A 14,824-nucleotide genomic window follows, 5' to 3' on the forward strand; every position below is an offset into this window, starting at 1 on the left:
CCAACTTTTAAAAAAGGCTTTCATCGCCTTTCTGCGCGGGTTTTACCCAACCACAGTATGCACCATCAGTGATAAATTGCACCGAAATGGTGCAATTGGGGTGGGCGTGGGCACTGAAATGGTGCAAAAGTGCAACGATTGCGGCTTTTTGCACCGTGAAAGGGATCACAAACTGACCGGTACGCGGTTGTTTATAAGAGATGGTTGTGATCTTGTTTAGTCCCTCGCTTAATACGTGTACAATAGCGCGCTATTTCTAATGCCCGAGGCAAAGCTGTGATCGAAAATTTGCGTAACATCGCCATTATTGCCCACGTTGACCATGGTAAAACCACCCTGGTTGATAAGCTGCTGCAACAATCCGGTACTTTCGGAGAGCGTGCGGAAGCCACCGAACGCGTAATGGACTCCAACGATTTGGAGAAAGAGCGTGGGATTACCATCCTCGCAAAAAACACCGCCATTAATTGGAACGGTTACCGTATCAACATCGTGGATACCCCGGGACACGCCGACTTCGGCGGCGAGGTAGAGCGCGTGATGTCGATGGTTGACTCGGTGCTGCTGGTTGTGGATGCAATGGATGGCCCTATGCCGCAAACCCGCTTCGTGACCAAGAAGGCCTTCGCCAACGGTCTGAAGCCGATCGTGGTCATCAACAAGGTTGACCGTCCTGGCGCGCGCCCTGACTGGGTTGTGGATCAGGTGTTCGACCTGTTCGTGAACCTCGACGCGACCGACGAGCAGCTCGACTTCCCGATCATCTACGCTTCTGCGTTGAACGGCATCGCCGGCGTCGACCACACCGACATGGCGGAAGACATGACCCCGCTGTATCAGGCGATCGTCGACCACGTGTCTGCGCCGCAGGTTGAGCTGGAAGCGCCATTCCAGATGCAGATCTCCCAGTTGGACTACAACAACTACCTGGGCGTTATCGGCATCGGCCGCATCAAGCGCGGTAAAGTGAAGCCGAACCAGCAGGTCACCATCATCGACAGCGAAGGCAAAACTCGCAACGGTAAAGTGGGTAAAGTGTTGGGTCATCTGGGTCTGGAGCGTATCGACAGCACCCTGGCGGAAGCGGGCGACATCATCGCCATCACCGGCCTGGGCGAGCTGAACATCTCCGACACCATCTGCGACACCAACGCCGTAGAAGCGCTGCCGGCGCTGTCCGTCGACGAACCGACCGTAACCATGTTCTTCAACGTCAACACCTCGCCGTTCTGCGGTAAAGAAGGTAAGTACGTGACGTCGCGTCAGATCCTTGACCGTCTGAACAAAGAGCTGGTGCACAACGTGGCGCTGCGCGTTGAAGAAACCGACGATGCGGACGCCTTCCGCGTATCCGGTCGTGGCGAGCTGCACCTGTCGGTGCTGATCGAAAACATGCGCCGTGAAGGTTTCGAGCTGGCGGTTTCCCGTCCGAAAGTTATCTTCCGCGAAATCGATGGCCGTAAGCAGGAGCCATTCGAGAACGTAACGCTGGATATCGAAGAGCAGCATCAGGGTTCCGTGATGCAGGCGATGGGTGAGCGTAAAGCTGACCTGAAAAACATGGATCCGGACGGTAAGGGTCGCGTGCGTCTCGACTACGTGATCCCAAGCCGCGGTCTGATCGGCTTCCGTAACGAATTCATGACCATGACTTCGGGTACCGGCCTGCTGTACTCCACCTTCAGCCACTACGACGACGTGCGTCCGGGCGAAGTGGGCCAGCGTCAGAACGGCGTGCTGATCTCCAACGGCCAAGGCAAAGCGGTCGCGTTCGCGCTGTTCGGCCTGCAGGATCGCGGCAAGCTGTTCCTGGGCCACGGTGCGGAAGTGTATGAAGGCCAGATCATCGGTATTCACTCACGTTCCAACGACCTGACCGTAAACTGCCTGACCGGTAAGAAGCTGACCAACATGCGTGCTTCCGGTACTGACGAAGCGACTACCCTGGTTCCGGCCATCAAAATGACCCTGGAGCAAGCTCTGGAGTTCATCGATGACGACGAACTGGTAGAAGTGACGCCAACCTCGATCCGTATCCGTAAGCGTCACCTGACGGAAAACGATCGTAAGCGTGCCAGCCGCGGTCCTAAAGACGCTTAATCGCTGATTGAGTGTCTCATGCTTAGGGCGCGGTTCTCGCGCCCTGAGTTTTTTCCTCTGTTGTTCCCCGTTTGTGCGGCGCGCTATGCGCTTTTCCGTTCGCTCCCTGTTCAGCTGTTCCTTTTCCCGCTACAGTGAAATCTCACCGGCCCATCAGGAGAGGACTATGCTGTATATCTTTGATTTAGGTAATGTGATCGTCGATATCGATTTCAAGCGTGTGCTGGGCGTGTGGAGCAATTTGAGCGGCACGCCGTTGGCGGTGCTGTCCGATCGTTTCGCCATGGGTGAGGTGTTCCAGCAACATGAGCGCGGTGAAATCAGCGATGAAGACTTCGCCGGCAAGCTGTGCGATGAAATGGGCATTGCGCTCAGCTTCGAACAATTCGCCACCGGCTGGCAGGCGGTATTTGTCGCGCTGCGCCCGGAAGTGATCGACATCATGCAGCGCCTGCGCAACGAAGGCCACCGGGTGGTGGTGCTGTCGAACACCAACCGTCTGCACTGCAACTACTGGCCGCAGCACTATCCTGAAGTGGCCGCCGCCGCCGATCATCTCTATTTGTCGCAAGATCTCGGCATGCGCAAACCGGAGGCCGATATCTATCAACATGTGCTGGCCGCGGAAAACACCGCCGCCGCCGACGCGGTGTTCTTCGACGATCACCCGGCGAACGTCCTCGCCGCGCAGGCGCTGGGGATCAAGACGGTGCACGTCACCGATCGCGACGTGGTGCCGGCCTATTTTGCTCAATGAGCGCAGGGCGCGTTAAGCTTAAGGCGTATCAACGGACATCAAGGAGTGACCATGTCGTTTTTCCGCCGCAAGAAGCTGCCCTCTGCGATTAAGCCCGGCGTCACCTTCGGACGGCTGCTGTATCAGCGTATCGATCATGATGGCCTGACGATGTTGGCGGGCCATCTCGCCTATGTTTCCCTGCTGTCGCTGGTGCCGCTGGTCACCGTGGTGTTCGCGCTGTTCGCGGCTTTCCCGATGTTTTCCGACATCAGCGAGCAGCTGAAGAGCTTTATCTTTTCCAATTTCGTGCCGGCCGCCGGCAACGTGATCCAGAACTACCTGGAACAGTTCGTCGCCAATTCCAACAAGATGACCGCCGTCGGCACCTGCGGGCTGATCGTCACTGCGCTGTTGCTGATTTCCTCGGTGGACAGCGTGCTGAACACCATCTGGCGCAGCAAGAACAAACGGCCGATCGTCTTCTCCTTCGCCGTGTACTGGATGGTGCTGACGCTGGGGCCGCTGCTGGTGGGTGCCAGCATGGCCATCAGTTCTTACCTGCTGTCGCTCAACTGGCTGGCGCAGACCGGCGTCAATGGCCTGGTGGATCAGGTGCTGCGCATCTTCCCGTTGATTTTGTCGTGCATCTCCTTCTGGCTGCTGTATTGCATCGTGCCGACGGTGCGCGTGCCGCCCAAAGACGCGCTGATTGGCGCGGTGGTGGCCGGATTGCTGTTCGAGCTGGGCAAGAAGGGATTCGCGCTGTACGTCACCATGTTCCCTTCCTATCAGCTGATTTACGGCGTGCTGGCGGTGATCCCGATTTTATTCCTGTGGGTCTACTGGAGCTGGTGTATCGTGTTACTTGGCGCGGAAATCACCGTGACCATCGGCGAATATCGCGACTACCGCCGGCAGAAGGCGGAGCAACAGGAACCAAAAGCAGAAGGGCAGCAGGAATGATTGCGTTGATTCAACGGGTGTTAAACGCCAGCGTCACGGTGGGTGGCGAGACGGTAGGCAAAATTGGCCCCGGTTTGTTAGTGTTATTGGGCGTGGAGCAGGGCGATAACGAGCAAAAAGCGCAGCGCCTGTGCGAACGCGTGTTGGGATACCGCATTTTCGGCGACGAGAACGACAAGATGAACCTCAACGTCCAGCAGGCCGGGGGCAGCGTGCTGGTCGTTTCGCAGTTCACCCTGGCGGCGGACACCCACAAAGGCATGCGGCCCAGCTTCTCGCGCGGCGCCGCGCCGCAAGAAGCCGATCGGTTGTATCAATATTTTGTTGGCCAGTGCCGCGAACGCGGCGTAGAGACCCAGACCGGCGAGTTCGCCGCCGACATGCAGGTGGCGCTGGTCAACGATGGTCCGGTGACATTCTGGCTACAGGTCTAAGCATTCGGAGAACAGGCGTCTATGTATCACCTACGAGTACCCGTAACAGAGCAAGAACTGAAAGAGTATTACCAGTTTCGCTGGGAAATGCTGCGCAAGCCGCTGCACCAGCCGGTGGGTTCGGAAAAGGATGCCTATGACGCCATGGCCCATCACCAAATGGTGGTGGACGAGGCCGGTAAAATCGTCGCCATCGGGCGGCTGTACATCAATGCCGACAACGAGGCGGCGATCCGTTTTCTTGCGGTAGACCCGACGCTGCAGGATAAAGGGCTGGGGACGCTGGTGGCGATGACGCTGGAGTCCGTCGCGCGGCAGGAAGGCGTGAAGCGGGTGGTGTGCAGCGCCCGTGAAGATGCGGTGGATTTCTTTGCCAAGCTGGGGTTCGTCAATCAGGGCGAGATCACTGCGCCGCAGACCACCCCGATCCGCCACTTTTTGATGATCAAACCGGTAGCGACGCTGGACGATATCCTGCATCGCCCCGATTGGTGCGGTCAATTGCAGCAGGCCTGGTATGAACATATCCCCCTGAGCGAAAAGATGGGCGTGCGCATCAGCCAGTACACCGGCCAGCGCTTCGTCACCACCATGCCGGAGATCGGCAACCAGAACCCGCACCATACGCTGTTTGCCGGCAGCCTGTTCTCGCTGGCGACGCTGACCGCCTGGGGGCTGATTTGGCTGCTGCTGCGCGAGCGCCATCTCGGTGGCACTATCATTCTGGCGGACGCGCACATTCGCTACAGCAAACCGATCACCGGCAGGCCGCGGGCGGTGGCGGATCTCGGTTCGCTAAGCGGTGATTTGGCGCGTCTGGCGCGGGGCCGCCGCGCGCGCGTGCACGCCGAAGTGCATCTGTTCGGCGATGAGGATAAGGGCGCGGTGTTCGAAGGCACTTACATGGTGTTGCCGGCCGAGCCGGATGTGCCGCTGGATCAGGGCGGTTCCGAAGCGCTGGAAGAGTAAAACGGCGGCCCTGCCTGGCGGTGGGCCGCGCGATAGATTACGGCAGCTGTTGGTTCACCGTCTGGCCGTCGCCGGCGGTGGCTTGCAGAGTCCCCTTCAATGAAGCTTTGAACGGCCCGTCGCTGTTCAACAGCCCTTTCAACTGCAGCTCAAGGTTGCCGTCGCCCGTCAGCGGCACCGGCTGCCATCCCCATTGCTGCAAGGTATTGAGCGGTACCGAACGGCCGTGCAGCGTCAGCTGGAACGGCTTGCCCGGCAGCTGATCGACGGTCGCGTTGGCCTCAAGCAGCCCATTGGGCATAAAGGCGCTGAGTTCGGTGACGGCGATCTGGTTGGCGTCGGCGTTCAGCGCCAGCGAAGGGCGCCGCACGTCGATTTTGTTGAAGGTGGCCTCGCTGCCGTTCAGGTTTAACGAACCGGACCAAATGCCCCACTGGTGGTCGCGCGCCAGCAGCAGGTTGCTGCCGTAACCGTCCAGCGCGGTGATCTGGAACGGGAATGCCGGGTTGATATCGATAATCAGATTGCGGTTGGTGGTCAGCTTGGTGACGTACACCTCCGCCAGCCAGTCCGGCAGCGGTTTCAGCCACAGCTCGCGCCAGTCGATTGGCAGGGTGTACTCCAGCGCCGCCATGGCCACTTCATCCAGCTGCAGGCGTTTGCCGGCGCGCAGCCAATTGCCGGAGGTGCGCAGCAGCCCGCCTTCCCAGCGGGTGGTGAATTGCTGAATGGCGATGCCGGCGGAGGAGAGGCGCAGGGTGGCGATCGGGTCGATCAGGTGGAAACCGCCGTTGACCACGTCGCTGGCATTGACGTTGAGCGAGCCGTCTTCGCTGCGCCAGTCGCCTTTTTCGATGCTGACGTTTTGCAGCGACAGATCGAGATCGTTAAACGCCCACGCCTTGCCTTCCAGGCGCGCATCGATCAGATCGAAACGCTTGAGGGTAACCGGTGGCAGCGCGGTGAAGCGTCGCATGAATTCCGCCAGCGTCAACGGGGTCTGCATGCGCACGCCGCTCAGCCGCAGGCGATCCACTTGCCAACTGCCGTCGGCGGCGCGGCTGGCCACGCCGGTCAGGTCGCCCTGCGCCAGATCGGCGCCGAAATTGTTCAACAGCAGCTGGCCCTGTTTTTGCTCCCCCTGCACCAACACCTTCGAAGCGGGAATGCCGTTCAGCGTCATCGAACCGGCGCTGAACTGGAACTGATTGTTGTCCCCCAGCAGATGGCCGGCCAGCGGGCGCCACGGCGTGATGCCGGCATTGACCCGCTGCGCGTTGAGCTGCCACTCGTTATCGTTGGATTGCAGCGCCATGTTGCTCAGCTGCAGCACGTCGGCCTGTACAGGCAGCGCAGCAGTCTGCGGCTGCACGTTCAGCGTGCCGTCACGCAGCGTGACGCTGTGGAAATAGCGCGGTTCGGTGATTTGGCGCAGGCTGAGGCCGAGATCGACGCGTTTGGCGGCCAGCGCCTGCGGCTGGCCATTGCGCGCCAGCTGCACCTCTTCCAGACCGATCTGGCCCGGCTGATTCCACGAGTGGGTGATTTTTCCTATCGACAGGCGGTATTCGCTGTTGTCGCTGATCCAGGCGCTCAGGCGGCCTGCCGCCCAGCGGGTTTGCCCCACCAGATACAGCACCACCGCCGCCAGCACGGTCAGCAGCAGCAACGTCAGCAACAGCTTTCCGATAAATTTCATCGTCTACATCCGCATCGGTCAAAAAAGATACCCTGTTTATGCCGCAATTGGCCGGGCATCTCAAGGGCAATGGTCTGATAGACAATAAAAAACGGCCGCAAGCGGCCGTTTGAACGTCAATGGGCGGGTTACTTTTTCTCGTGTTCCTGCGGGAACACCAGGTTCAGCACGATGGCGGTAATGCCGCCTGCGGCGATGCCGGAAGAGAGCAGGGTTTTCAGCCAGTCCGGCGCGAACTGCAGGATCAGCGGCTGCTGGGAGACGCCCATGCCGACGGCCAGCGACAGCGCCATGATCATGATGGCGCGGCGGTTCAGGCGCTCGCGCGACACGATGCGCACGCCGGAGGCGGCAATGGTGCCGAACATCACGATGGTCGCGCCGCCCAGTACCGGCTCGGGAATGTGCTGCACGAAGCCGGCCACCGCCGGGAACAGCCCCAGCGCGATCAGCATCAGCGCCACCACGAAGCCGACGTAACGGCTGGCGACGCCGGTCAGTTGGATCACGCCATTGTTCTGGCCGAAGCAGGAGTTGGGGAAGGTGTTGAACACCGCCGACAGCATCGAGTTCAGGCCGTTGGCCAGCACGCCGCCCTTCAGGCGCTTCATGTACAGCGGCCCGCTGACCGGCTGTTCGGAGACGTCGGAAGTGGCGGTGATGTCGCCGATGGTTTCCAGCGAAGTGACCATAAAGATCAGCATCAGCGGCAGCAGCAGGTTCCAGTCGAAGCCCAGGCCGTAATAGAGCGGCGTGGGAATGGTGATCGCCGCCGTTGGGGCTGCCGATGCGCCGGCGGGCAGCATGTCCATCGCCCAGGCCAACAGATAGCCGACCGCCATGGCGATCACCAGCGAAGCGACGCGCAGGTAAGGGTTGCGCTGGCGGTTCAGCAGGATGATGACTGCCAGCACCGCGCCGGCCAGCAGCAGGTTTTTCGGCGAGCCGAAGCTGTGATCGTTCATCGCGGCATAACCGCCGCCGATCGAGGTCAGACCGACCTGAATCAGCGACAGGCCAATGATCATCACCACGATGCCGGAAACCAGCGGGGTGATAATGCGGCGCGCCAGATGCAGCACGCGCGACAGTAAAATTTCGGTGCAGGAAGCGACCATCAGCGTGCCGAACAGCGCGGCCATCATGGTCGGCACGTCGGCGCCGCCGTTTTTCAGCGCCAGACCGCCCATGATCAGCGGCGAAACGAAATTGAAGCTGGTGCCCTGAATCGACAACAGCCCGGAACCCACCGGCCCCCAGGTTTTGATTTGCAGAATGGAAGCCAGACCGGAGGCGAACAGCGACATGCTGATGATGTGCTGGGTATCCTGTGCCGGCAGGCCCAGCGCCTGGCAGATCAGCAGCGCCGGTGTGATCACCGCGACGAACATCGCCAGCAGATGCTGGCCGGCGGCAAACAGCGTTTGCGGCAGCGGCGGGCGATCTTCCAGGCGATAAATCAGTTCACTGGCGCGGGGTTCTGAGGCGGCTTGGCGCGCGGCATCAAGCTCGGAGGATGACATGCTCATGGTGTGGCGTTTCCAGATACGGCAAAGCAGGCATTTTAATGCCCCGCCCCGCAAAAGCAAACGGTTGCGCGTAAATATTATGTTGCCGACTTTCCCGTTTATGTCGCATTTTCATTCATTTTTTCTTGTCATCTCAGCGTTTTTTACTTCTAATCCTGCACTCATCAAGTTTAAAAACTAAGTGGTTTTCTATAACTTATTATTTTTATTTGGATCTTTTCCCTTACATGGAGTACCTGGATGTTTCATCTTGATACTTATGGCACGTTAGTCGCGGCGACGCTGGTTTTGCTCCTCGGGGGCAAGTGCGTCAGAACCATTCCCCTGCTGCGAAAATATACCATTCCCGCTCCCGTCGCCGGTGGTTTGCTGGTGGCCCTCCTGCTGTTAGCCCTGAAAAAGCTCGTCAACTGGGAAGTCAGTTTTGACATGTCGCTGAAGGATCCGCTGATGCTGGCCTTCTTCGCCACCATCGGCCTGAACGCCAACCTGGCGCGTTTGCGCGCCGGCGGCAAGGTGCTGGTAGTGTTCCTGTTCGTGGTGCTGGGGCTGCTTATCGTGCAGAACGCCATCGGCATCGGCATGGCGAAAATGCTGGGGCTGGATCCGCTGATGGGCCTGATTGCCGGATCGATCACCCTGTCGGGTGGCCACGGCACCGGGGCGGCCTGGAGCAAGCTGTTCATCGAGCGCTACGGTTTTGAAAACGCGACGGAAGTCGCCATGGCCTGTGCCACCTTCGGCCTGGTGCTGGGCGGTCTGATCGGCGGCCCGGTGGCGCGCTATCTGGTCAAGCACTCCTCCACGCCGGAAGGCACCCCGGATGACAGCGTGCAGCCGAGCGGTTTTGAGAAGCCGGAAAGCGGCCGTCTCATCACCTCGCTGGTGATGATCGAAACCATCGCCATGATCGCCATCTGTCTGAGCCTGGGGCAATTGATTGCCGGCCTGCTGAGCGGCACGGTGTTTGAACTGCCGAACTTCGTTTGCGTGCTGTTCGTCGGGGTGATCCTCAGCAACACGCTGGCCTTCACCGGCTTCTATACCGTGTTTGAGCGGGCGGTGTCGGTGTTGGGTAACGTCAGCCTGTCGCTGTTCCTGGCGATGGCGTTGATGAGCCTGCGCCTGTGGGAGCTGGCCTCGCTGGCGCTGCCGATGCTGGCGATCCTGGCGGTGCAGACGCTGGTGATGGCGCTGTACGCGATATTCGTCACCTACCGGGTGATGGGCAAGAACTACGACGCGGCGGTGCTGGCCGCCGGCCACTGCGGCTTTGGCATGGGCGCCACGCCGACGGCGATCGCCAACATGCAGGCGATCACCGATCGTTTCGGCCCGTCGCACGTGGCGTTTTTGGTGGTGCCGATGGTGGGGGCGTTCTTTATCGATATCGCCAATGCCATCGTCATCAAGCTGTATCTGCTGCTGCCGGTGTTCCCGGCGGTGGGGTGATATCGCGAGCCAGAAAAAAAGAAGAGGGCGCCGTCGGCGCCCTTTTTTATGCGTTGGAGTAGCGTGCCTTCTCCGGCAGCCAGCGTTCAATCAGCGCCTGGGCGTGTTCCGGGTAGTGCTGGTGGAGGTGGCGAGCGACGCGCTGCACTTCGGGGATCATCGCCTGGTCGCGCAGCAGGTCCGCCACTTTGAATTCGGCGCTGCCGGTCTGGCGGGTGCCGAGCAGCTCGCCCGGGCCGCGGATCTCCAGATCGCGCTGGGCGATGACAAAGCCGTCGTTGCTGTCGCGCAGCACCTGCAGGCGCGTTTGCGCGGTTTTGCTCAGCGGCGTTTTGTACAGCAGCACACAGTGTGAGGCCACCGCGCCGCGCCCTACGCGGCCGCGCAGCTGGTGCAGCTGCGCCAGGCCCAGCCGCTCCGGGTTCTCGATGATCATCAGGCTGGCGTTCGGTACGTCGACGCCGACTTCGATCACCGTGGTGGCGACCAGCAGCTGCAGCTCGCCCTGTTTAAACGCCTGCATCACCGCCTGCTTCTCCTGCGCTTTCATGCGGCCATGCACCAGCGCCACCTTCAGCTCCGGCAATGCGGCTTTCAATTCCTCCCAGGTGGCTTCCGCCGCCTGCGCTTCCAGCAGCTCAGATTCCTCGATCAGCGTACACACCCAGTAAGCCTGCCGCCCCTCTTCCAGGCAGGCGCTCTTCACCCGTTGAATGATGTCGGCGCGGCGGGTATCGGGAATGGCGACGGTGGTCACCGGCGTGCGGCCCGGCGGCAGCTCGTCGATGACCGAGGTGTCGAGATCGGCATAGGCGGTCATCGCCAGCGTGCGCGGGATCGGCGTGGCGGTCATGATCAGCTGATGGGCGTGGAAGCCTTGCTCTTCGCCTTTCTCCCACAGCGCCAGCCGCTGATGTACCCCGAAGCGGTGCTGCTCATCGATGATCACCAGCGCCAGGCCGTTGAACTGTACCTGCTCCTGGAAGATGGCGTGGGTGCCGACCACCATTGACACCTGGCCGCTGGCGATGGCTTCCTGCTGCGCGATGCGCGCCTTGCCTTTCTGTTTGCCGGCCAGCCAGCCGACCTCCAGCCCCAGCGGTTCAAACCACTGGCGGAAATTGTTGGCGTGCTGCTCGGCCAGCAGCTCGGTCGGCGCCATCAGCGCCACCTGTTTGCCGTGCGCGATGGCGCGCAGCGCCGCCAGCGCCGCCACCAGCGTTTTGCCGGAGCCGACGTCGCCCTGCACCAGCCGCATCATCGGGAAGTCTTTTTGCATATCGGCTTCGATGTCGGCCACCACGCGCGTTTGCGCGCCGGTCGGCGAGAACGGCAGCTGGGCGAGAAAACGGTTTTTCAACCGATCGTCCGGCAGCAGCGGCTGCGCCTGGTAACTCTGGGCGCCGGCGCGCACCGCCAGCATGCTGAGGTTATGCGCCAACAGCTCTTCGAGGATCAGGCGTTTTTGCGCCGGGTGTTTGCCCAGCTCCAGATCCGCCAGCTGGATGTCCGGCGGCGGGCGGTGCAGGGTGTGCAGCGCCTGCGGCAGGCTCATCAGGCCGCCGCTCAGCTCCGGCGGCAGCAGTTCGGCGATGGCGCAGGTATCCAGCAGCGCCAGCGCCTGATCGGTCAGCTTGCGCAGCGTGGCTTGCCGCACCCCCTCGGTGGTGGGGTAAACCGGCGTCAGCGACTCCTGCAGCTCGACTTCGCTGGCTTCGCCCTGAATGCGGTATTCCGGATGGATGATCTCCGCGCCGTGGTTGCCGCGTTTGATCTCGCCGTAGGCGGTCACGCGGCGGCCGGTGGCCAGGCTGTTTTTCATCGCGGCGTTGAAGTTGAAGAACCGCATGGTGAGGATGCCGGTGCCGTCGCTGATCTGGCAGGTCAGCATGCGGCGGCGGCCGAAACTGATGTCGCTGCGCAGCACTTCCCCCTCTACCGTGGCGTAGATGCCCGGCAGCAGATCGTTGATCGGATAGAGGCGGGTGCGATCTTCGTAGCGCAGCGGCAGGTGTAGCAGCAGATCCTGAATGGTGTCGAGGCCAAGCTTGGCCAATTTGCCCGCCTGGCTGGCGCCAACCCCGGAAAGCGTGGTGAGTGGGACAGCATCCAGCAGGCGGCCTTTCATTTGCGCACCGTCGCCTGCATGGCCGCCCACCATTCGGCGCTGGCGACCACCTGGCCCTGTTCGTCGATCTGCGGGCGCGGCAACCCTTTGCGCTTGGCCACGTTGGCCAGCACCGGATAGCCGCCTTCGAACAGCAGACGCTGCTGCTCTTCTTCGTCCAGCATACTGTTGTCGCGGCGGTACAGGCCGGCGTTTTGCCGCTGGCGCTGCGCCTCATACAGGATCAGCGCCGAAGCCACGGAGACGTTGAGCGATTGCACCATGCCGATCATCGGAATGACGATGTCTTGATCGGCGAGCGCCAGCGCTTCTTCGGTGATGCCGGTTTTTTCCTGGCCGAGCAGCACGCAGGTTGGCCGGGTGTAGTCCACCTCGCGGAAATCGACCGCGCGCGCAGACAGGTTGGTGGCCAGAATTTGCATGCCCTGCGCTTTCAGGTGCCCGACCGCGTCGCCGATGGTGCGATGGGTCTTGACGCTGACCCAGCTGTTGCTGCCGGCGGCGGAGGAAACCAAGGTGCGCATGCGGGTGGTGGGCCACACGGCGTGGACCTGATGCACGCCGACGGCGTCGGCGGTGCGGATAATGGCGGAGACGTTATGCGGCTTGTGCACTTGCTCCAGGCAGACCGTCAGATCCGGCTGCCGGGTCGCGAGCATTTCACAAATCCGCGCATAGCGTTCAGGACTCATAAGCGCTAGTTTCGGTTGCGGTTAACTTTGATCACATCCGGCATGATACGGATTTTACGCATAATGTTTGCCAAATGGATGCGATCGCGGGTGGTCAAGCGGATAAAGGCGCTATAAACCCGACCGTCTTTCTCTTCGGTGTTCAGGCTCTGAATATTGGACTCGGCCGCGTTGATCGCCGCCGTCAGGTTGGCCAGCGCGCCCTGGTGGTTAAACATATCCACCTTGATCTCGGCGATGAACTCCTGCTCGGTCTCTTTATCCCACTCGACCGCCATGAACTTCTCAGGCTCTTTCTGATAGCCGCGAATATTGCGGCAAGATTCATGGTGGATCACCAGCCCTTTGCCCGGACTGACGTGAGCGATAATCGGGTCGCCCGGAATCGGACGGCAGCACTTGGCGAAGGTGATCAACACGCCGTCGGCGCCCTTGATGGCCAGGTTGCGCACGCCGGAGGTGGTGCCCAGGCTGGACTGATCGCCCTGCAGGTTCTTCGCCACCACCACGCTCATGGCGTTGCCGAGGCCAATTTCCGCCAGCAGATCGTCCAGCGTCGCCAGCTTCATGCGATCCAGCTCGTGCTGAATATTTTCCTGCGGGATTTCGGCCAGTTTGCGGCTGCCGCCCAGCGCATGGTTGAGCAGACGGCGGCCGAGACCGACGGAGTCGTCGCGCTTGAGGTTCTTCAACATCTGGCGAATCTTGGCGCGCGCTTTCGAGCTGACCACGAAGTTCAGCCAGGCGGCGTTGGGCCGTGCGCCCGGCGCGGTGATGATCTCGACGGTCTGGCCGCTGGTCAGCGACTGCGACAGCGGGTACGGCTGACGATCGACGCGCGCGCCGACGCAGGCATGGCCGATATCGGTATGCACCGCATAGGCGAAGTCGACCGGCGTGGCGCCGGCGGGCAGCTCGACGATGCGGCCTTCCGGGGTGAAAACGTAAATCTCATCCGGGAATAGATCGGATTTGACGCTCTCGATAAATTCAAACGAACTGCCGGCGCTTTGCTGCAGCTCCAGCAGGCTTTGCATCCAGCGTTGGGCGCGGATCTGTGCCGTGGTGCCGGTTTCGCCCTGTTCTCTTTCCTTGTAAGCCCAGTGCGCGGCCACCCCCATCTCAGCCATCTGATCCATGTCTTCGGTGCGGATCTGCACTTCGACCGGCACGCCGTGCGGGCCGATCAGCGAGGTATGCAGCGATTGATAGCCGTTGGCCTTGGGAATGGCGATGTAATCTTTCACCCGCCCCGGACGCGGTTTATACAGGCTGTGCACCTGGCCGAGCACGCGGTAGCAGGTATCGACCTCTTTGACGATCACCCGGAACGCGTAGATATCCATGATGGAATGAAAACGCTGTTCTTTCAGGTGCATCTTGAGGTAGATGGAGTAAAGGTGTTTTTCCCTTCCGCTGACGCGGCAGGCGATGCCGGCCTCGGTCAGCCGCCCTTCGATCTCGGAGAGGATTTTTTGAATCATCTCTTTGCGGTTGCCGCGCGCGGCTTTCACCACTTCCTTGATCACGCGGTAGCGGTTTGGGTACAGCGCCTCGAAGCCCAGCTCTTCCAGCTCGGTTTTCAGGTGATGAATACCCAGGCGGTGGGCGAGGGGGCTGTAGATTTCCAGGGTTTCACGCGCGATGCGCCGGCGTTTGTCGGGGCGCAGCGAACCGAGGGTGCGCATGTTGTGCGTACGGTCGGCCAGCTTGATCAGCACGACGCGGATATCCTGCACCATCGCCATGATCATCTTGCGGAAGTTTTCCGCCTGCGCTTCTTTCTTGTCCTGGAACTTCAGCTTGTCGAGCTTGGAGACGCCCTCAACCAGTTCGGCGACGCTCTTGCCGAACAGCTGTTCCATATCTTGATAGGTGGCCGGGGTGTCTTCGATGACGTCGTGCAGCAACGCCGCCATCAGCGTCTCGTGGTCGAGACGCATTTCCGCCAGGATGCAGGCCACGGCGACCGGGTGAGTAATGTAGGGCTCACCGCTGGAGCGTGTCTGGCCCTCGTGCGCGTCGCGCGCGACGAGGTATGCCTGTTTGAGGCGCTTAATCTGCTCCTCGGGCAGGTAACGTTGAATCAGCAGATTCAGGCTTTCAAACAGGTACAAGG

At 60.9% G+C, this 14,824-nt stretch carries 11 protein-coding genes; 6 read left to right on the top strand and 5 right to left on the bottom strand.

The features are described 5' to 3' along the window. The first annotated feature begins 276 nt into the window (after positions 1–276). The 5 genes from typA to fabY all read left to right on the top strand — a co-directional run bounded on the left by typA (position 277) and on the right by fabY (position 5,205). The gene (gene typA, locus GT753_RS23215; RefSeq protein WP_004931243.1) at positions 277–2,100 is read left to right on the top strand and encodes a ribosome-dependent GTPase TypA; all 1,824 of its coding nucleotides are present in this window, start codon (positions 277–279) and stop codon (positions 2,098–2,100) included. A gap of 166 nt (positions 2,101–2,266) precedes the next feature. Next, the gene (gene yihX, locus GT753_RS23220) at positions 2,267–2,857 is read left to right on the top strand and encodes a glucose-1-phosphatase (RefSeq protein ID WP_004931242.1); all 591 of its coding nucleotides are present in this window, start codon (positions 2,267–2,269) and stop codon (positions 2,855–2,857) included. Between the two features lie 51 nt (positions 2,858–2,908). Next, positions 2,909–3,802, top strand: a complete 894-nt coding sequence (locus GT753_RS23225; RefSeq protein WP_021504485.1) for a virulence factor BrkB family protein — start codon at positions 2,909–2,911, stop codon at positions 3,800–3,802. Beyond that, a complete protein-coding gene (dtd, locus tag GT753_RS23230) occupies positions 3,799–4,236 on the top strand; it encodes a D-aminoacyl-tRNA deacylase (RefSeq protein ID WP_015379450.1) in 438 nt (145 codons plus the stop codon). Before GT753_RS23225 ends, dtd begins: the two co-directional genes overlap by 4 nt. 21 nt (positions 4,237–4,257) lie before the next feature. Next, positions 4,258–5,205 (top strand): fatty acid biosynthesis protein FabY, encoded by a 948-nt coding sequence (fabY, locus tag GT753_RS23235; RefSeq protein WP_004931235.1) that lies wholly within the window; start codon positions 4,258–4,260, stop codon positions 5,203–5,205. Between the two features lie 37 nt (positions 5,206–5,242). Here the strand turns inward: fabY and GT753_RS23240 are convergent, their stop codons facing one another. Continuing rightward, positions 5,243–6,904, bottom strand: a complete 1,662-nt coding sequence (locus GT753_RS23240; protein WP_160125997.1) for an AsmA family protein — start codon at positions 6,902–6,904, stop codon at positions 5,243–5,245. A 128-nt stretch (positions 6,905–7,032) separates the two neighbouring features. Further along, complete coding sequence (locus GT753_RS23245) at positions 7,033–8,433, bottom strand: NCS2 family protein (RefSeq protein WP_021504483.1); 1,401 nt, start codon at positions 8,431–8,433, stop codon at positions 7,033–7,035. A gap of 240 nt (positions 8,434–8,673) precedes the next feature. Between GT753_RS23245 and gltS the strand changes: the two genes are divergently transcribed. After that, positions 8,674–9,885, top strand: coding sequence for a sodium/glutamate symporter (gltS, locus tag GT753_RS23250; RefSeq protein WP_004931230.1), 1,212 nt, complete (start codon positions 8,674–8,676; stop codon positions 9,883–9,885). Between the two features lie 46 nt (positions 9,886–9,931). On the opposite strand, the gene recG is transcribed toward gltS, so the two are convergent. The 3 genes from recG to spoT are packed head-to-tail and all read right to left on the bottom strand — an operon-like array spanning position 9,932 to position 14,822. Beyond that, the gene (recG, locus tag GT753_RS23255; protein WP_015379447.1) at positions 9,932–12,013 is read right to left on the bottom strand and encodes an ATP-dependent DNA helicase RecG; all 2,082 of its coding nucleotides are present in this window, start codon (positions 12,011–12,013) and stop codon (positions 9,932–9,934) included. Then, on the bottom strand, positions 12,010–12,705 hold the full coding sequence (gene trmH, locus GT753_RS23260) for a tRNA (guanosine(18)-2'-O)-methyltransferase TrmH (protein WP_004931227.1): 696 nt from the start codon (positions 12,703–12,705) through the stop codon (positions 12,010–12,012). The genes recG and trmH overlap by 4 nt, the downstream gene beginning before the upstream one ends. A 5-nt stretch (positions 12,706–12,710) precedes the next feature. Next, on the bottom strand, positions 12,711–14,822 hold the full coding sequence (spoT, locus tag GT753_RS23265) for a bifunctional GTP diphosphokinase/guanosine-3',5'-bis pyrophosphate 3'-pyrophosphohydrolase (protein WP_015379445.1): 2,112 nt from the start codon (positions 14,820–14,822) through the stop codon (positions 12,711–12,713). Positions 14,823–14,824: the final 2 nt, after the last annotated feature.

The sequence above is a fragment of the Serratia sp. Z4 genome, from assembly GCF_009900725.1.
Classification (GTDB): domain Bacteria; phylum Pseudomonadota; class Gammaproteobacteria; order Enterobacterales; family Enterobacteriaceae; genus Serratia; species Serratia nematodiphila.